The 18685-nt window shown below is 37.9% G+C and carries 21 protein-coding genes; 11 read left to right on the forward strand and 10 right to left on the reverse strand.

The genetic code is table 11. The annotated features are described in order from the left end of the window. Positions 1-122: 122 nt before the first annotated feature. The 3 genes from BUA72_RS19630 to BUA72_RS19640 are packed head-to-tail and all read right to left on the reverse strand — an operon-like array spanning position 123 to position 2400. On the reverse strand, positions 123-674 hold the full coding sequence (locus BUA72_RS19630) for a serine O-acetyltransferase (RefSeq protein ID WP_072924707.1): 552 nt from the start codon (positions 672-674) through the stop codon (positions 123-125). Positions 675-685: 11 nt separating this feature from the next. Beyond that, positions 686-1837 (reverse strand): glycosyltransferase, encoded by a 1152-nt coding sequence (locus BUA72_RS19635; protein WP_072924708.1) that lies wholly within the window; start codon positions 1835-1837, stop codon positions 686-688. Next, positions 1837-2400: an acyltransferase gene (locus tag BUA72_RS19640; RefSeq protein WP_228407924.1), complete on the reverse strand. Its 564-nt coding sequence runs from the start codon at positions 2398-2400 to the stop codon at positions 1837-1839. Before BUA72_RS19640 ends, BUA72_RS19635 begins: the two co-directional genes overlap by 1 nt. A gap of 49 nt (positions 2401-2449) precedes the next feature. Here BUA72_RS19640 and BUA72_RS19645 point away from each other — a divergent pair, with 49 nt between their 5' ends. Genes BUA72_RS19645 through BUA72_RS19655 form a run of 3 tightly spaced genes read left to right on the forward strand, consistent with a single transcriptional unit; the run spans position 2450 to position 4446 of the window. After that, complete coding sequence (locus tag BUA72_RS19645) at positions 2450-3424, forward strand: ketoacyl-ACP synthase III (protein WP_072924709.1); 975 nt, start codon at positions 2450-2452, stop codon at positions 3422-3424. Between the two features lie 30 nt (positions 3425-3454). Continuing rightward, positions 3455-3688, forward strand: a complete 234-nt coding sequence (locus BUA72_RS19650; RefSeq protein WP_047450700.1) for a phosphopantetheine-binding protein — start codon at positions 3455-3457, stop codon at positions 3686-3688. After that, the gene (locus tag BUA72_RS19655; protein WP_072924711.1) at positions 3688-4446 is read left to right on the forward strand and encodes an SDR family NAD(P)-dependent oxidoreductase; all 759 of its coding nucleotides are present in this window, start codon (positions 3688-3690) and stop codon (positions 4444-4446) included. The genes BUA72_RS19650 and BUA72_RS19655 overlap by 1 nt, the downstream gene beginning before the upstream one ends. Here the strand turns inward: BUA72_RS19655 and BUA72_RS19660 are convergent. Genes BUA72_RS19660 through BUA72_RS19670 form a run of 3 tightly spaced genes read right to left on the reverse strand, consistent with a single transcriptional unit; the run spans position 4443 to position 6997 of the window. Continuing rightward, entirely contained in the window at positions 4443-5609 is a 1167-nt protein-coding gene (locus tag BUA72_RS19660) for a glycosyltransferase (protein ID WP_083544256.1), read from the reverse strand. The two genes, BUA72_RS19655 and BUA72_RS19660, sit on opposite strands and share 4 nt — an antisense overlap. After that, a complete protein-coding gene (locus tag BUA72_RS19665) occupies positions 5609-6448 on the reverse strand; it encodes a glycosyltransferase family 2 protein (RefSeq protein ID WP_072924713.1) in 840 nt (279 codons plus the stop codon). The genes BUA72_RS19660 and BUA72_RS19665 overlap by 1 nt, the downstream gene beginning before the upstream one ends. A gap of 6 nt (positions 6449-6454) precedes the next feature. Further along, positions 6455-6997: an acyltransferase gene (locus BUA72_RS19670; RefSeq protein WP_072924715.1), complete on the reverse strand. Its 543-nt coding sequence runs from the start codon at positions 6995-6997 to the stop codon at positions 6455-6457. A 105-nt stretch (positions 6998-7102) separates the two neighbouring features. Between BUA72_RS19670 and BUA72_RS19675 the strand changes: the two genes are divergently transcribed. The 8 genes from BUA72_RS19675 to BUA72_RS19710 all read left to right on the forward strand — a co-directional run bounded on the left by BUA72_RS19675 (position 7103) and on the right by BUA72_RS19710 (position 14739). Continuing rightward, the gene (locus BUA72_RS19675; RefSeq protein WP_072924717.1) at positions 7103-7873 is read left to right on the forward strand and encodes a class I SAM-dependent methyltransferase; all 771 of its coding nucleotides are present in this window, start codon (positions 7103-7105) and stop codon (positions 7871-7873) included. A gap of 75 nt (positions 7874-7948) precedes the next feature. Next, on the forward strand, positions 7949-8977 hold the full coding sequence (locus tag BUA72_RS19680; protein WP_072924719.1) for an acyltransferase family protein: 1029 nt from the start codon (positions 7949-7951) through the stop codon (positions 8975-8977). Positions 8978-9144: 167 nt separating this feature from the next. Next, a complete protein-coding gene (locus BUA72_RS19685) occupies positions 9145-10872 on the forward strand; it encodes an HAD-IIIC family phosphatase (RefSeq protein ID WP_072924720.1) in 1728 nt (575 codons plus the stop codon). After that, complete coding sequence (locus BUA72_RS19690) at positions 10869-11774, forward strand: class I SAM-dependent methyltransferase (RefSeq protein WP_072924722.1); 906 nt, start codon at positions 10869-10871, stop codon at positions 11772-11774. The genes BUA72_RS19685 and BUA72_RS19690 overlap by 4 nt, the downstream gene beginning before the upstream one ends. Before the next feature lie 5 nt (positions 11775-11779). Beyond that, positions 11780-12019, forward strand: coding sequence for an acyl carrier protein (locus tag BUA72_RS19695; protein ID WP_047450687.1), 240 nt, complete (start codon positions 11780-11782; stop codon positions 12017-12019). Then, positions 12019-12399, forward strand: coding sequence for a VOC family protein (locus tag BUA72_RS19700; RefSeq protein ID WP_072924723.1), 381 nt, complete (start codon positions 12019-12021; stop codon positions 12397-12399). Before BUA72_RS19695 ends, BUA72_RS19700 begins: the two co-directional genes overlap by 1 nt. Before the next feature lie 2 nt (positions 12400-12401). Continuing rightward, on the forward strand, positions 12402-13814 hold the full coding sequence (locus BUA72_RS19705; RefSeq protein ID WP_072924725.1) for an MBOAT family O-acyltransferase: 1413 nt from the start codon (positions 12402-12404) through the stop codon (positions 13812-13814). Position 13815: 1 nt separating this feature from the next. Beyond that, on the forward strand, positions 13816-14739 hold the full coding sequence (locus BUA72_RS19710; protein WP_228407925.1) for a hypothetical protein: 924 nt from the start codon (positions 13816-13818) through the stop codon (positions 14737-14739). Here the strand turns inward: BUA72_RS19710 and BUA72_RS19715 are convergent. The 4 genes from BUA72_RS19715 to BUA72_RS19730 all read right to left on the reverse strand — a co-directional run bounded on the left by BUA72_RS19715 (position 14731) and on the right by BUA72_RS19730 (position 18684). Then, on the reverse strand, positions 14731-15672 hold the full coding sequence (locus tag BUA72_RS19715; protein WP_072924726.1) for a glycosyltransferase family 2 protein: 942 nt from the start codon (positions 15670-15672) through the stop codon (positions 14731-14733). The two genes, BUA72_RS19710 and BUA72_RS19715, sit on opposite strands and share 9 nt — an antisense overlap. A gap of 87 nt (positions 15673-15759) precedes the next feature. Next, a complete protein-coding gene (locus BUA72_RS19720; protein ID WP_072925063.1) occupies positions 15760-16704 on the reverse strand; it encodes a glycosyltransferase family 2 protein in 945 nt (314 codons plus the stop codon). A 50-nt stretch (positions 16705-16754) separates the two neighbouring features. Next, entirely contained in the window at positions 16755-17753 is a 999-nt protein-coding gene (locus BUA72_RS19725; protein ID WP_072924728.1) for an acyltransferase family protein, read from the reverse strand. Then, positions 17740-18684 carry a glycosyltransferase family 2 protein gene (locus tag BUA72_RS19730; protein WP_228407926.1) on the reverse strand — a complete coding sequence of 315 codons (945 nt, stop codon included), beginning with the start codon at positions 18682-18684 and terminating at the stop codon, positions 17740-17742. Before BUA72_RS19730 ends, BUA72_RS19725 begins: the two co-directional genes overlap by 14 nt. Between the last annotated feature and the right edge of the window lies 1 nt (position 18685).

Raw genomic sequence — 18685 nt, forward strand, 5'->3', positions numbered from 1 at the left:
AGAAAGTTTAATTTTCAAAAATTCTCTAACAAAAATCGATAAAAAAACTTTTTCCCACAATAGGGATATTGGTTTTTAGAGAAAAAATCACCAATATCGATATAAATCTATAGAAAGATTTCTTAGACCTTATGATTGATGTAAGCTTCTGTAGCTCTTTCGTTTGGATAGATAGTCCCCGGATTTCCCATGACCACAGAATTGGCAGGAACATCAAAATTAACGTATGAATTGGGAGCAATCAACACATTACTTCCCACTGTAATTCCGCCTACAATAACAGCATTGGCTCCGATCCAGACTTCATCACTGATGGTAGGAAAGCCCTGAAGCTTACCACGGTTCTGCTGCCCGATAGTCACCCCTTGCGCAATATTGCAGTTTTTACCGATTTTAACCTTAGGATTGATGACCAAACTTCCCCAGTGGCCCAGATAAAAACCTTCCCCGATTTCAGTTTCAGGATAAATCTGATACCCATATTTGATCTGATAATGTCTGAGAACAAATTTCCAGAATACTCCCAGAACAGGCTTGTTGTAATACTTTTGGGCTTTTCTTAAAACATAAATAAAATGAAGATTCGGATTGATACATTTTTTCCAGATCTCAAATGAAGAGAGCCATTGTCCGCTTTCCCGGTAAAAATCCTTTTGTATAAGTGTATAATCCATTCTTAAACTATTTATAATTCATCAATAATTTCCTGAAGCTGTGCCACAGACTTCTCCAGTACAAAAGGCAGATCTGCTGCTTTAATTTCGTTTTCGTAACGGCTGACAAGTTCCCGGTCGGTAAGAAACTTTTTCATCCCCTCGTAGATTCCGTCCTCTGAATTGGGCATGATCAGTCCTAATTTTCCATCCTGCAGAAGATCTTTAATTCCCGACACATCAGTAGATACCACCGGTTTATTCAGGATCAGTGCTTCGGCGATAATGGTAGGGAAACCTTCATGCCTGGAGGACATCACATAAAAATCAGCCTTTTTCAAATACGGATAAGGATTGCTTCTGAAGCCCAGCATTTTTACAGTTTCCTGAAGTCCGAGCTCGTTGAGCTGGGTTTGGGTTTTCTCAAATTCAAAACCGTCCCCAATGATGATGATCTGGTGCTTTAATCCCTCATCAATCAGTTTTTTATGAACATCCAGAAGCCTGTCGTAGCCTTTCTGTGGATAAACCGTTCCGATGGTAATAAACGTAGGAATGTCATTGGAAAAAGGGTAATCATCAATGGCCGTATTCGCTTTTTTTAACGTATCCTGCTTATCGATCGGATTGAAAATTTTCACCACTGCCTGTTTTTCCCTGTCGTTTTGTGCGACCTTCTGCATTTCTTCTTTCAGTTTATTGGAAATAACCAGTATTCTGTCAAATTGGAAAAGCTGTCGGATGACATCCGGTGTATATTCTTTAAGGTTGAAAATATCATTCTGAATCCAGATGATTTTCTTCGAATCCTTCTGTGGGCTGGATAACATTTCTCTGTACATCCCGTGGATAGCACCTATTTCTACGTCGTATTTTTTATCTTTTAAAACAAACTTATAAAGCAGGGAAGGGAACCAGAGAAACATTTTCTGATACAGCACCCTGAATGCTTTCACCGGAATTTCGTGAGGCTTGTTCGTGGTGATCATCTCTCCCTTCAAAAGATAGTGAAGTTTGACCCATGACGGAACTTCCTTGATGTACATGCCTGTATAAAGGTTGATCAGTAAATCAACTTCGTATTTATCTTCCGGAAGGTTTTTGAGAAAATTGATCAAAACTTTTTCTGCACCACCATGTCGGAGTGAACCGATGCGTATTAGAATTTTCTTTTTTGCAGCCATTATCTTACAGGTTTATAACTGTGTGGAAGATGTTCCTTGATGTAGGCTTCCAATTTTGGGCGGTCTAATTCAAGCTCCCGTGGATACATGACATTATTTTTAAGGGCTTTGTCTCCATATTCTTCGATAGTACAGATAAATTTTGCAGGAACACCGGCAAAAACACTGCCCGCAGGCATAGAAGTCGTCAGGATAGATCCTGCTCCTAAAACACAGTTATTACCCATTTCCACGCCCAGCATAATCGTAGTATCTGCCCCGATTAAGCATTGTTTACCAATTTTTATTCTCCCAAATGCTCTTACATCTTTATATTTTTCAAAGAAATGAAGGGCATTATAGCCTCCGTCATGATTAATAAATCTCACATTATTTGAAAAGGTAGTTTCATCACCTATTTCAATTAAAAAAGGTTCGGTTCCGAATTCAGGAACATCTACGAAACGTACATTTTTTCCTACTTTCAATCCTTTTGCAATATTGACTTTAAGGTAGATTCTTTGTATCATCAGCTGATAAGTAGTGTGGATTTTTAATATAATCCGGAATAGGAAAATCATCATTTGAGTAATCTGCTTTTTTGTTTTACTTTTACAAAGAAAAAGAATTTCTATGATAAAAGTTTCCAAAATAGAATATTATTTGCCGGGCCATGTTCTCACCAATGAGGATCTTGAAAAAGAATTTCCGGAATGGAGTTCAGATAAAATTCATGGGAAAATAGGGATTAAACAGCGCCATATTTCATCAGACAGCGAGACCGTGCTGGAGCTTGCTGTAAAGTCTTCCGAAAAGCTTTTCGAAAATTATGACAGAAGCAAAGTAGATTTTATTCTGTTCTGTACCCAAAGTCCGGATTATTTCCTTCCTACGACGGCCTGTATTCTTCAGGACCGGTTGGGACTCAGAAAGAATATCGGAGCTACAGATTTTAATTTGGGATGTTCCGGATTTATTTATGGACTGGCTTTTGCTAAAGGATTAATCATGTCCGGGATTGCGAACAGTATTTTACTGATCACCTCAGAAACATATTCGAAGCATATCAACCCTAAAGATAAAGCCAACCGAAGTATATTCGGGGATGCATCGGCCTCTGTGATTATAGAGAAAGATGAAAATGCAAAGGACTATCAGTTCTGTCTGGGAACAGACGGAAGCGGTGCCGAGAATCTTATTGTAAAGAAAGGAGCTTTCAAAACGGATTTTGAACTGAATCCTGACAATGAGTTTGAGCCTGAAAATCTGTACATGAACGGACCGGAGATTTTTAATTTCACCATTGAAAATATTCCGGGACTGGTAAAAGAAACGCTGGAAAAGAATGGGTTGACTATGGAAGATATTGATCATTTTGTGTTTCATCAGGCTAATTCTTTTATGCTGAATTACTTAAGGAAAAAGATTAAAATTCCGGCAGAAAAGTTTTATATTGATATGGAAAACACAGGAAATACGGTATCTGCAACCATTCCAATTGCGTTGAAGAATATGCTGGATCAGGGAATACTGAACGAGGGAGACCGCGTGTTAATGGCCGGTTTTGGAGTAGGGTATTCATGGGGAGCAACCGTGCTGGACATTTAAAAAGTATAAAAGCCATAAAATAAAAGATATATGAAGACATCCGTTTTTTTAGAGAAATTACAGGAAGAATTAGAAGAAGATGAAACGCTTACAGTGGACACCAATTTAAAGAGTCTGGAAAGCTATGACTCCATCAGTCTGCTTTCAGTGATTGCATTTGTTGATGAAAATTTTGATAAGAAAGTTGATACAAGGCACTTTAAAGATGTAGAAACCGTTTCTGATCTTATGAATGTAATTGGTAAAGAAAACTTCGAGAATTAATGAATCAGTTTTCTTTAAAAGATAAAATAATTCTTATTACAGGGGCTTCTTCCGGCATCGGGAGAAGCTGTTCTGTAGAATGTAGCAGGAGTGGAGCCAGTCTTATTCTTATCGCAAGAAATGAAGAAGAGCTTCAGAAAACAGTATCTATGCTGAATGCTGATACCAAAGCAGAAACCATTATTGCAGATATCACCACAGCTGAAAACCTTGAAGCGCTGATTGCTGAAAAAGTGGCTGTTTTAGGGAAAATCTCAGGATTTATTCATTGCGCAGGTATTGAAAAAACGCTGCCGTTGAAAAAGCATACTCCTCAATTATACAACGATATTTTTGCCGTCAATGTGATCTCTGGTTTTGAAATTGCTAAGATTTTATCCCTTAAAAAATATAAAACCGAAAACTCTAGTTTTGTCTTTATTTCCTCAGTAGCAGGAATGGTTGGCGAAATAGGAAAAGCAGCTTATTCAGCGAGTAAAGGAGCTGTAGTTTCTGGAGCACGTTCTCTGGCGATGGAACTTTCAAGAAGTGGAATCAGGGTCAACAGTGTGAGCCCCGCCATGGTCAATACGCCGATACTGGAAAAAATGTTCGAAAACATTGGTGAAGAAGCTGCCGAAGAAATCCTTAAAAAGCATCCGCTCGGAATAGGGCAGCCTGAAGATGTCGCCAATGCCTGTATTTTCCTGCTTTCAGATGGAGCAAAGTGGATTACAGGATCTAATCTTGTGGTAGACGGAGGATATTCCGCTCATTAATTCTTTTGGTAAAGATCTTCAAGAATTCCTTCCACTGCATCAAAAATTTTCTGATTGTCAAACTGGTCCTCTATGGTTTCCAGGTTTTTTCTGATTTTGGCAGTCAGCTCCAGATCTGTTAGAAAAGTCTTCATAGCAGAATACATTTCCTCTGTTTCATAATTGATGAGGTAGCCGGTTTCACGGTCTTTGATCATCATCGCGACATCTCCTGTATCAGTAGCTATAATAGGCTTCTGAAGGATTAATGCTTCGGCAATGACCAGCGGCCAGGCCTCAGATTCGGAAGGAAGAATGAAATAATCTGCATTTTTAACATACGGATAGGGATTCATTTTATTACCTGCTAAAATAAAGGTCTCCTGAACATTGTTCTGACGGATCTGTTCGGTAAGGTTTTTCTGTTCTTCGCCACTTCCTAAAATCATAATCGTGTGGTGCAAACCTTCATCGATCAGTTTTTTGTGGGCATCAATCAGTTTATGATATCCTTTTCTGTCGTGAAGGCGTCCCACAGAAACAAAAAGAGGTCCTTCGGGAAGAGCTTCTATTTTTTCTTCCGCTTTTCTTTTGATTTCGTCAATTGGGATCGCGTTGATTACTACACTTTCGTGCGGATATTTCAAATCCGGGTAATACAAATGCATCATATCCTTGATCTTCTGAGAACAGTAGATCATATGATCGAATTGCGGGAAGTTTTTAAGGATGTCAGGAACCAGTGGCTGTAATTTAGGAACATTGATCTCAGAATGAAACCAGCCCAGTTTTCTGGAAGCAGCGTTGCTTGAATTGATAACAGATGAAAATGTAGAATAACTGGGAGCGATCTCAATATCGAACTTTTTATTTCCTAAAAGACGGTCAGAAATCTTATGATCTTTCTGAGAACGAGAAAGTTTCAGCCTTCTGCGGAACAGCTGCAGTTTATGGATCAGTGGATTTTGAGAGAAATCTTCTTTACCATCTGTAATGTAGACTTTTTTTACGTGCTTGGGAAATTCATCTCTCAGTTCACCCTGGTTCAGATTCAGGCAGACTGTGATATCAAATTTTTCAGGATTAAGATTGTTGAGGATACTGAGAATCACTTTTTCCACGCCGCCCATCTCCATGGAACGGTGTCTGAAAAGGACTTTTATTTTCTTATTTTCTGCTGACATCACCTGAAAAGTTTTTGTAAAGTAATGGAGATTTTTCTTTTTATCCTATATGGAATTGAATTCTGGTATTCCAAAAGCCTGAAGATTTCCTTCTGACCGGTATAATTTTCCGGAACCTTCATTCCGTTAATTGTTTTTATATTTCTTCGCTTCATCGCATTGAAAACGACCTGAGCAAAATATTCGTAAGATTTTGTTTTATTCTCGTTCTGAGAAATTCCGCCTCCATGTGTTCTGTAAAGATAATTCGTCTCGTCGATAAAATAGACATCCCCTTTTTCATACATCTTTAAATACAGATCCTGATCTTCTGAGATCTTCAGCGCAGCATTCATTTTTTCAGTCTGTTCGTAAATATCCTTTCTGAATGTGACAAAATGGGCAATCTGAATGGGATAATTAAAGAAATACGGATCTTTATTCTGAACCTGCATGGCAGATTTAAACGGAGCGATGGGCTTCAAATCCTTATCACAGCTCATAAACCGCGAATAGGCCAGGACAACATTCTTTTTCTGTACAAATACACTGACAGCCTTTTCAATAGCATCAGGAAGAATAGCATCATCAGGGTCTACAAAACCACAGATGTCTCCCGAAGCAAGCTCGATGAGTTTACTTTTGGTAACTCCCACGCCGGAATTTTTTTCGTTTTCAAAAAATTTAAACCGTTCATCACCGGCAATGATGGCTTTTATCTGTGCCTTTTCTTCTTCAGACGAGGCGTCATCTAAAATGATGGCTTCCCAATTTTTGTAGGTCTGTGTAAGCAATGAGCCATAACAGTCTTTGAACAGCAGGGCATTATTGAAATGGGCGATAAGTACTGAGAATTTCATTTGAATTTAAAGGGAATTAAATACTAAATCCTGTTTATTAACAACCTGCGTATTGGCAGGAACATCTTTGAATATGGTACATCCTGCTCCGATGATACAGTTGTCACCTATCGTAACGCCTTTTAATACCGTGACATTGCTTCCAAGCCAGCAGTTATTGCCTATTTTTATAGGTGCTTTTGTAAATTTAGACGGATGGAGTTTGAATGTCGGAGAGGTTTCATATGTGTGGTTATGGTCATAAAGTTTGACATTTTCACCAAACAATGTATTTTCACCAATTGAGATATGCTCCAGACAGTTAATCGAGCAGAAGTTATTCATGAAAAAATGATCACCTATTTCAAGGCTGGCATCTTTCATCACCAGAATACAGGTGTAGTTTCTGAATTCCACAGACTTTCCGATGCTTACCTTTTTTATATGGTTATCCAGGACAAATCGTCCACCCACACCCAATCTGATATTGTCAAAAAATACGTTAGGGTTTTTTCTCAGGATAGAAAGCTGCTGTCGTCTGTATATTTTCTCGAAAAAATTGTAGAACATATAGGGGCTTTTATTTTTTTCATTTCACTTGGGTCTCACAAATATAATCTGTTTTTACATAAATGAAAAAAAAATATTTATTTTTGCGGTATTAAATACAACACAGTGAGTGAAATAACAAGGGTTCTCAAGACATTTATAGGGTATTTGAAAAGACCCGATCTTTATCCGGAACTGGGCCGGAAAATCATTAAAAATACAGTTAACAGAGGCAATGCTTTCAAAGGAAAGGAAAAAACCCATTCCTGGGCTGCCGGAAAAGCTGTTTCCCAGACAGAAGCTGTTTCAAAGCTGTTCGGCCGTGAGATCGATGAGTTCCGTACAGATTATGCAGAGGTATTAAAAACTGCAGCACAAAGAGAAAAAGACTGTCCCGTAAAAATGGGGGGTCCCGGAGCTTTGGAACTGCTGTATTATGCATGTGAATTTGCCAATGCAAAAAACGTAGTGGAAACAGGGGTGGCTTACGGATGGTCTTCACTGGCTTCTCTTCTGTCGCTGGCAAAAAGAGACGGTACACTGTACAGCTCAGATATGCCTTATCTGGCGCAGGATGGCGATCAGTATGTAGGATATGTAGTTCCTGAAAATCTTAAAAAAAGCTGGAAACTATTCCGCTTTGCAGATAAAGAATCGTTACCTAAAATTTTTGCTGAAAATTCGGTCTTTGATGTTCTTCACTATGACTCGGATAAGAGTTACAACGGAAGAATGTGGGCGTATGATGAGCTTTACAAACATCTGAAGAAAGGCGGTGTTTTTATCAGTGATGATATTGGTGACAATTCTGCTTACCAGGATTTTTGTGAAAAATACAGCATAGAAACTAGGGTAGTGGAGTATGAAGGAAAGTATATCGGCGTTTTTGTCAAGTAACTTTTAAATAAAGCCGTATTTCAGCTTTTTTATACTTAAATGAAACCATATAAGGCTGTTGAACAGCTTTCATGAATGAAGATAAGCCAGATTACCTTTACCCGATTTCTTGCCGCTATAGCCATTGTTATTTCTCATTTTAACAAGGACATGTTCGTTTATAAAACAGACTATATCGCGGATATTTTTTTGAAAGCGAATGTAGGGGTGAGCTATTTTTTTATCCTTTCCGGGTTTATCATGATCGTGGCTTATCATAAGAAAGAGAAAATAGGGTATTTCGAATATTATAAAAACAGATTTGCGAGGATCTATCCGCTCTATGTGCTGGGATTGCTGCTTTATCTGGTGACAAGATATTCCAATTTCAGTATAGGGAAAGGCATTCTGTATCTGTTTGGACTGCAGAGCTGGATTCCCGGGAAAGCGATGATCTTAAATTTTCCGGGATGGTCTATCTCAGTAGAATTTCTGTTTTATCTGATCTTCCCGCTGCTTTATAATTATTTTTACTCCAAAAAGAATAAAAGTATCTGGGTAATAGGTATTGTTTTATGGATTGTTACCCAGGTATTTTCCCATCTGTATGCTGCTTCACCATCTTATAAAGGACCTCACACAGAAAGCCACGAATTTCTGTATTATTTTCCTCTGATGCATGTTAGTGAATTTTTAGTGGGAAACCTTGCTGGATTATTTTTTGTCAATCAGTTTAAACAAAAAAACTACGATATCCCCGTGATCCTGATCTTTGCAGCCATTATGCTGGCTCTGATCTTTGTTCCTCTTTTTTATCACAATGGACTAATGGCCGTACTCTTCATTCCGCTTATTATTTTACTCTCATGGAATAATGGGCTTGTGACCAAGCTGTTTTCATTAAAACCTCTGGAATATCTGGGCGAAGCAAGCTATGCAGTTTATATTACCCATATTCCTGTCCTGTATATTCTGAGAGAGGTTCTGAAATGGCAGAATTTTAAGCTTGATATCAATAGTGTATTCTGGATATATCTTGCGGTTCTGATCATTACTTCGATGCTGTTTTATCAATTTATCGAAAAACCGCTTAGAGATCTTCTTAAAAAGGTAAATATCAGATAAAATCTTTATTTTTGTAATCAAACAACACAAAGAAAAAATGACAAACGTTCCCATTACTTATATATACAGCGAAAATCCCGGACTTCGGGACGCCTGTAAAACGAACAATAAACAACTGATAGAATTGGGAGCCGGTACATTCATATTTTAATAAAATAAAAGAATTCATGTACAAAACGTTTTCAGAACTGAAAAAAGAACTCCGCAGAGAAATCCCTCAGCTTAAGAAAATCAAAATCGCATTACTGGGCGACACCGCTACTCAGTTTCTCAATATTGCTTTGAGAGGAACCGCTGTGAATGATGGTTTTGACTTTGAAATTTTTGAGGCAGATTTTGGTCAGATTTCAAGACAAATCCTGGATCCTACCTCAGAATATTATGAGTTTAATCCGGATTATACCATCATCTTTGAATCTACCCATAAATTATTAAGTCAATATTATAAATCATACGATTCACAGGCTATTTTCGCGGAACAGAAGATCTCCTATATCGAGGATCTGTACCGCACGATCCAGAGCAGAACCAAAAGCAGAGTGATCTACTGTAATTTTCCGGGAATAGACAATCAGGTCTTTGGAAACTTTGCAGGTAAGATAGAATCTTCCTTTGTTTTTCAGTTGAATAAACTTAACTATCTGCTGTCTGCACAGATTGCTATGCACCATGATAATTTCTTTATTGCGGATCTTCTTTCAATCCAGAATAAATGGGGGCGAGACTTTATGTTCTCACCAAGTATTTATGTGAACACCGAAATGGTGCTTTCACTGGATGCGCTGCCGATTGTAGCACATCATATCACCGGCATTATTTCCTCTCTTGAAGGGAAGTTTAAGAAATGTCTGATCCTGGATCTGGACAATACGACCTGGGGCGGAATCATCGGAGATGACGGACTGGAGAAAATACAGATCGGAAGCCTGGGGATTGGAAAAGCATTTACTGAGTTTCAATACTGGATCAAGGCCCTTCAGAGAAGAGGTGTGATCCTTGCCGTTTGCAGTAAAAATGATGAAGATAAAGCCAGAGAACCTTTCGAAAAACATCCGGATATGGTCCTTAAAATGGAAGATATTGCCGTTTTCGTAGCCAATTGGGATAATAAAGCGGATAACATCAGAAAGATCCAGAGCATCCTGAATATCGGATTCGATTCTATAGTTTTTCTGGACGACAATCCTTTTGAAAGAAATATTGTCAGAGAAAACCTTCCCGAAGTCTGCGTTCCTGAATTACCGGAAGATCCTGCAGGGTATCTCGAATATTTATATGGTCTGAATCTTTTTGAAACAGCGAGTTTCTCAGAAAATGATGCGGAAAGAACAAAACAGTACCAGGTAGAAGCACAAAGAGCTGTGGATCTGGACAGTTTTACCAATGTGGAAGACTTTCTGAAGAGCATGAATATGACGTCTGATGTAAAAGCATTCGACAGTTTTTCAAAACCAAGAGTTTCCCAGCTGACCCAACGTTCCAACCAGTTTAATCTGAGAACGGTAAGGTATGCGGAACAGGATGTAGATCTTCTGATTAAATCTGATGATCATTACACCCTGTCATTCACTCTGAAAGATAAATACGGAGACAACGGGCTGATCTGTGTGATCGTCCTGGAAAAGAAAAGTCCAGAAACCCTGTTTATCGATACATGGCTGATGAGCTGCCGGGTCCTGAAAAGAGGAATGGAAGACTTCACGCTGAACACCATCGTAGAAACAGCAAAGAAAAACGGATATCAATATGTAGTTGGAGAATATCTCCCGACGGCTAAAAACCAGATGGTAAGAGACCATTATGAAAGACTGGGGTTTTCAGCTAAGGAAGATCAATGGATTTTAAACGTAAATGAATACCAAACTAAAGAAGTTTTTATAAATCCCAACCTATGAAAATAGAACAACTCATTGAAGGAATTGCAGCTAAAAATACCATTCATGGCAAAAAGCTTCAAAAGAATTTTTCTTTACTGAAAGAAGAAAAAAACTATATATCCGATTATACTGTTTTTATGGACAAGTATAAAGGAATTCTTGAAAAAGAAAACCTCACTTTTGATGATTCTATCAATTATTACCTAAAAATGATTGGTGATTTTAATGAAGAAATGCTGGATTTCGTGAGAACCGGAAAATACAGAAACACTTCATTTGATGATGTGAACAGGGCGATGTATAACAATCCCGATGTGATGGTTTCTCATATGCACGGGCTATTGCTTTCACAGTTTCTTTGGAAACATCACTATTCTGTTTATCAGTATTTTAAAAACAATATTCAAAAGTATACTCCAGTAAAAACGTATCTTGAAATTGGTGCCGGACACGGTCTGTATCTTGAGGCTGCGATGGAAAAAATTGGGGACGACTGTACTTTTGAAGCCCTCGATATCAGTGAATCTTCACTTGAACTCACCAAAAGCCTTATAAAAAGCGATAAAGTTCTTTATCATCTTAAAAATGTATTCGATTACGGGGATGATGAGAAGAAGGATTTTATTACAATGGGTGAAGTTCTGGAACATGTGGAAGATCCTTTATCATTATTAAAGAAAATCAAGAACTTAATAAAACCGGAAGGAACCATCTTTATTACAACGCCTACCAATGCGCCTTCAATGGATCATATTTATCTTTTTAATACCGTTCAGGAGATCAGGGATTTGATTGATGAAGCCGGTTTGGAGATCGTCAGTGAAAGCTATTTTGTAAGCGAAGATGTCGATCTGGAGAAAGCAGAAAAAAGAAAGATTGCTACATTGTATGCATCATTTTTAAAAATAAAAAATATTTAAGCACTATGAATAAGAACGAAATTTTATCAAAACTGTCAGAAATTTTCCGTGAAGAATTAGACAATGAAGAAATTACTTTAACCGCTGAAACTACGGCAAACGATGTGGAAGAATGGGATTCCCTTTCTCATATTCAATTAATCGTAGCGGTAGAAAGAGCTTTTGGAATTCGTTTCACTTCTTCAGAGATCCAGACCTGGAATAATGTAGGAGAAATGGCAGACTCTGTTGCTGCAAAGCTGTAATGAAGTTTCACCACATAGGAGTTGCCTGTAAGGATTTACAGGCAGAACTCCAGAATATCAGGAAGCTGCACACGATCATAGAAGAAACTCCCGTTGTTTTTGACCCGAAACAGGAAGCAGAATTATGCATGATTATGGTTGAAGACGGTCTTAATATTGAGCTTGTTTCCGGAAAACCGGTAGAAAATCTTTTGAAAAAAAGAATTTCATACTACCACATCTGCTATGAAGTGGAAGATATTGAAGCCACGATAGAAGACCTTACAGAAAAAGGAGGAATGCTCATCTCACCCCCAAAAGAAGCCATACTTTTCAATAACAGGAAGGTTGCTTTTTTAATGCTTTCTTATGGAATTGTTGAACTTTTAAACAGTAACTGACGATGCAGTTTACCTCATTAATATTTGTGCTCTTCTTTTCCGTTTTTTTTGCCATGTATTGGTGGGTTTTAGGGAAAAATCTTAAAGCACAAAATATATTTCTGCTGCTGGCAAGCTATATCTTTTATGCGTATTGGGACTGGAGATTTCTCACACTGTTGATAGGAAGTTCTGCTATCATTTACTTTCTGGGCCTAAAAATTGCTGAAAAAGGTCCTAAGACAAAGCTTTGGGTCAATCTCGGTTTAATCTTTTCTATGGGAACACTGTTATATTTTAAATATTTCAATTTCTTTATTGAATCTTTTACCGACCTGTTTGGGATTAAAAATGATCTGACCTTAAAAATCATTCTGCCGCTTGGAATCAGTTTTTATACGTTTAGAATGATCAGTTATCTGATTGACATCAAGAATAATAAACTGAAAGCTGAGACTGATGCTTTGGCCTTCTTTAATTATATTTCTTTTTTTCCAAGCATGACTTCCGGACCTATTGATAAAGGTGGATTATTGCTTCCTCAACTTAAAAAAGAAAGAGTTTTTACGTTAGAAAACGGCTCGGATGCCGCAAGACAGATTTTATTCGGGGCTTTTAAAAAATTAGTGGTTTCCAATACCATTGCTCCTATAACTCAGAATATTTTTGCCAATTACGAACATCTTTCAGGAAGTACCGTTGCTTTTGGAGCGATACTTTTCCTTTTTCAGATGTATGCAGATTTTTCAGGGTATTCGGATATGGCTATAGGTTTTGCTAAACTTTTAGGTTTCAAAACGACCAAGAACTTTGCTTTTCCTCTATTTGCCCAGAATATCGCTGACTACTGGAGAAAATGGCACATCTCTCTGACCTCATGGCTTACGGAATACGTATTTACACCATTGGTCATTGCTTTTCGTGATTATGATAAAAAAGGATTGTTGCTCGCCGTATTCCTCAATTTTGTCATCATAGGTTTCTGGCATGGTGCGAATTGGACGTTTATCTGTTATGGCGCGCTACAGGGGCTGTATTATATCCCTCTGGTGGTTAATAATCAGATCAACAAGAAGAAAAAGTTATCTAAAAACTTCCCGACATTTAAAGAATTGGGGAATATTTTTTATACGATGACTTTAGTTTGTTTTGCATTAATCTTATTTGTGGCTCCAGGTTTAAAAGAAGCTTTTGGGATGTACGGAAAGATCTTTAGTCTATCGCTTTTTTCAATCCCACAGTTTATTAAAATTAAAATTTTGGCCTTAATAGCCATCGTCGTTTTAATTGACTGGATCAACAAAGATCAGGAACACGGGCTTGATATCAAAAGACTGAATCCTTTGGTAAGAAGAGGGATGTATGTTTTTCTGATCTTCCTCATCATGTATTACGGAGTATTTTCCAACGGTAGCTTTATTTACGAACAGTTTTAATATGGGAAAGTTTTTATTTAAAATATCATTCTATATCATCGGAATTATTGCGGTGCTGATGCTTCTGGCTTCTTATGCAGACGGTAATACGGATGATAATTATATGCACTTTGCAGTGGAGAAACCGAAGAATATTATTTTAGGAGATTCCAGAAGTGTGCAGGGAATCGTGCCTGAAGTTTTGAAAAATAAACTGGCCACTCCCTTTGACAATTTTTCACTGAACATTGCCCAGTCTCCTTACGGCGAGATCTATCTCAATGCTTTAAAAAGAAAACTGGATCCGGATACCAAAAACGGAATTTTTATTGTTACCGTCAATCCATGGAACCTGTCCCTGAAAAATGATGTATTCACGAAAGCAGATTACCCTGAAGAGAAATCACCGTTCAAAAACATGTATTTTTATAACATGTCGCCCAATTACGAATATCTTCTTAAAAATTTAAATAAGAGCTGGTTCAGAATATACCTGGACAGAGAAGCTGTCGTAAAGTCCAATACGTTTCTTCATAAAGACGGATGGATGGAAGTAAATGTTGATATGAACAAAGATTCTGTAAATGCCAGAATAGCCAAGAAAACACAGGAATATCAACTTATGCTGAAGGATTACAAGCTGTCTCAGGTAAGGATGAAGGCGCTTAATGAGATCATAGACTATTTGCAGCCCAAAGGAACTATCTATCTGGTTCGGATTCCTGCCACTCAAAACATTATGAATCTTGAAAACAAAAGATTCCCTGAATTTAGCGGACTGATGAGAGATCTTTCAACGAGAAAGAATATTAAATTTTACGACTTTTCCGGACGCTGTAATGATTTTGTGTATACAGACGGAAATCATATGTACAAAGAATCCAGTAAGGTGCTTACTGCTCAGATCGCAGATTCTGTAAAGGCAGACCTGAGAAAATTAAAATAAACGGTCTCTGAAATTAATGTTGTATAGTCCTGAACGGATGCTTGTATAATCTGTCACTAAATACTTCAGAATCATTCCCCATTTGTTTAGTACAGAGGCATTTGCAATCTGAAAGCTGCGGTACATCCTGCTGATGTGCTGTTTTACGTTTTCTGGCATCTTTTTCTCATCAGCGGCCCAGCTATCAATTTCTTTCCATAAAAGAACCCTCGTGCTTGCCGGGTTTATTTTCTTTGAATCTACTGCCGTGATCCGGTTATTTTCATGTACACCTCTTACCGCTACAGCTTCATCCAGAATTCCGGGATAAAGATCAAGGTAGAAAGAGAGACGGAAAAGAAATTCGGTGTCCTGATGAAGCCTTAAATTGGTCCGGAATAAGATCTCCATTTTTTTCATCATCGCTTCCCTGCGGATAGTGAGCGCGTCAATACTGAAAAGCCCAAAGCTTCCCAACATATAGATCTGGCCGGGAAAAACATCTTTTGGACCGTGCTTTTTGTAAACGGTAGTCAGCTTATCTTCAAACAAAGAATAATACTGTTCTTTGGCCTTTGCCGTGTAGTAATGTACTCCAAGAGCACCATAAACTCCTTCTACATCGGGATTTTTGAAAAGTTCTTTTTCTGCATCGAAGCGGTTTGGAAGAAAATAATCATCGGCATCCAGAAAAGCAATGAAATCTCCTGTAGCTTTTTCTATTCCCAGATTTCTGCTGGGGCCAGCGCCATGGTTGCCCTTGTCCGGATGCTGATAGAGCTGTACCCGGTCATGTTTTCCGGCAAGCTGCTGACATACTTCTAAAGCGTTATCAGGAGATTTGTCCTCTATCAGAATCACTTCATGCACATCATCAAACTGAAGCGCAGATTCCACGGCCTGAGAAACAAATCTTTCAGCATTATAAACAGGTACGATTACCGAGATTTTCATGTTTTTAAAATAAGCAACCACAAATATAGTGAAGTCTTAAATTTTATAGGTGTTTTAATTCCATGCAGTTACGGAATTTATATTATGTTAAGAAATTAGCGTGCGCTTGAAGTTGATATTATACAGCCCCGATCTGATGCTTCGGTAATCCGTGAACAGATATTTGAACACCATGCTCCATTTTTTTAACCTGGGTGCTTTGGCTATTTCAAAGCTGCGACGCATCCTTTTGATGTGAACTTTCGCATTTTCGGGAATCGTATCTTCTGTCTCGGCCCAATGATGGATTTCGTTCCACAATAATGCTCTGGAGACCGCCGGATTTATGATAAAAGTATCCACTTTGGTGATTCTGTTGTGTTCATGCACCCCTCGCATAGCCACTGCTTTATCAATACTTCCCGGGTACAGGGCAAGATAGTATGATAAACGGAAAAGAAACTCGGTATCTTCGTGAAGCCTTAAATGAGTTTTGAATAATACCTCCATTTTTTGCATTAAAGGCTCCCTGCGGAGTGTCAGAGTATCAATGCTGAACAGACCAAAAGCTCCCAGCATATGGATCTGTCCAAAAAAGACATCTTCAGGACGGTGCTTTTTATAGACAGTAGTAAGCCTGTCTTTAAATATCCTGTAATATTGCTCTTTAGCCTTTTCAGAATAATAATGTACTCCAAGTGCACCATATACACCTTCCACTTCAGGATTCTTGAAAAGCTCTTTTTCTGCGTCGAAGCGGTTAGGAAGGTAATAGTCATCAGCATCTAAAAATGCTAAAAAATCTCCGGTAGCTTTTCTTATCCCTAAATTTCTGCTGCCCGAAGCACCATGATTCCCCTTGTCAGGATGTTGATAGAGCTTAACTCTTTCGTGTTTTTCAGCGAGTTGCTGACATACCTGCAGGGCATTGTCCGGAGACTGGTCTTCTATCAGGATGACTTCATAAACATCATCAAACTGAAGCGCTGATTCTACGGCATGAGAAACGAATTTCTCCGCATTGTATACGGGAATGATTATTGATATTTTCATCTTCATTTTGGAACAATTAAAAAAATATTTGTGTTATGGCACGATGTGCTTTAAGCTTTTAATTTAAGCTTTAAATATTCAGTTATTTTTTTCTCTACAAAATAATACAAAAATGCGGCAACGCCAATGACAATAATCAATTTTAATATGAAATAGGGAATATTGAAATATTCTTCTACCTTAAATCTTCTGAAAAACAGTTCTACAAATGGATGTGAAAGATACAGAGAATAGGAAATATCACCTAAAAAGATAAGAAACCTGTTCCCTTTGAAATGAAGTGTGTAATCAAACAGTAGAAATGATAAAACGAATAAAGACACGATCAGCAATACTAATAAACTGTCTGATATGGCTATAAAATTGAATAAAAATGCTGAAAATAAAAGGATACCTACAGTACATATAACCTGAGCCCATGTTTTACTAATAGAAATTTTGTCCAACAAAAGGGCAAACAGAATTCCCACTACAAAATATAGGTTGAGGTGACTGGAAACCATTTTCAGATAAGCATTTTCGGTTGGGAATAAAAGTCCTGCTATATACGTTAAGATGAAAAATAAGGAAATAAAAATATATCTTCTTTTTTTGAAGAACAGAGATAGGCCGAATATCAGGTAAAAAAACATTTCGTAATTAAGAGACCAGCCAAGATAGAGTACTGGAAACGTATCTTTTTGAGGAAGAAATAACACGGAATGGATAAGTCTTCTCAAGCCTTCCCCATGGAAATAAAACATCAGAGTTCCTCCAATAATCATCCATCCTGCGGAAAGTAGGAAATAAAGAGGTATAATCCTGATGATTCTGCGTTTGTAGAATAACTTGATCTCCTTTGACGTATTAATGCTGAAATCCTTTTTTAAGGTCGTAAACGCCATGATAAACCCGCTGATCACAAAAAAGATGCTTACACCAATACTCCCTTTTGCAAACAAAATATTGCCAAGTGGAAGATTTTCAAAGTTGATGTATTCTTTGAAGTGAAAACAGCACACCAGAAGAGCAGATATGCCTCTTAATATTTGTAAATTATTGAGCTTCATGATTTGTGTACGTAAATCTGTATTTGGTTTTTAGAATTTTTGGATCTTTAAGTATGGCAGCAAGAAGAGTCTTCGCTTTGGGAAATCCTTTTTTTACAGAAAGTTCAAAAGCTTTTTTTTGCAGACTGATATGTTGTTTTACATCCTGATCTAATCTGTTCGTTTTGGACCATTGATATAAAGAATTCCAGAAAAGAAACTGTCTCTGGTTATACTGAGTAGAATATTTTTTGATCTTCGTGATTCTGTTATCATCATGGATACCTCTCATAGCGACAGCTTCATCAATAATTCCGGCTTTTAAATAACAGTGATACGCCAGTTTGATAATAAAATCGGAGTCCTGATGAACCCGTAAATCTTCGTTGAATTTTAAACCGCTTTTCTCAAGAGCAGATGCTCTCAGAGTAAGGGCATCCAGCGTAAAAAATGTACCGAATACTTTTGGAGTCTGCCCCAATAATCCTCTGAAAACCTCAGTACCTTCCGCTGGATAATTGACGGTCAGCAGATACGTATCATTGATATTGGATAGGAACTCTTCTTTTCCTTTATCTGTTAAAAATTCAGTACCGATGGCATTGAATACCCCTTCTACATTGGGATTGCTGAAAAGATCCCTTTCCGCATCAAATCTGTTGGGAAGGAAGTAATCATCGGCATCCAGGAAAGCAATGAAATCACCTGTAGATTTTTCAATACCCAGGTTTCTGCTGGCTCCCGCACCATGATTCCCTTTATCCGGATGCTGAAAAAGTTTTACCCTTTCATATTGCTGAGCAAGTTCCCGGCATACTGAAAGTGAATGGTCCGGAGACTGGTCCTCGATCAGGATCACTTCCATTACTTCCTCCAGCTGCAGGGCGGACTCTACAGCTTTTGAAATATACTTTTCGGCGTTGTATACAGGAATGATTACTGAGATTTCCATG

The organism is Chryseobacterium sp. OV279, from assembly GCF_900128945.1.
In the GTDB taxonomy this organism is placed as follows: Bacteria; Bacteroidota; Bacteroidia; order Flavobacteriales; family Weeksellaceae; genus Chryseobacterium.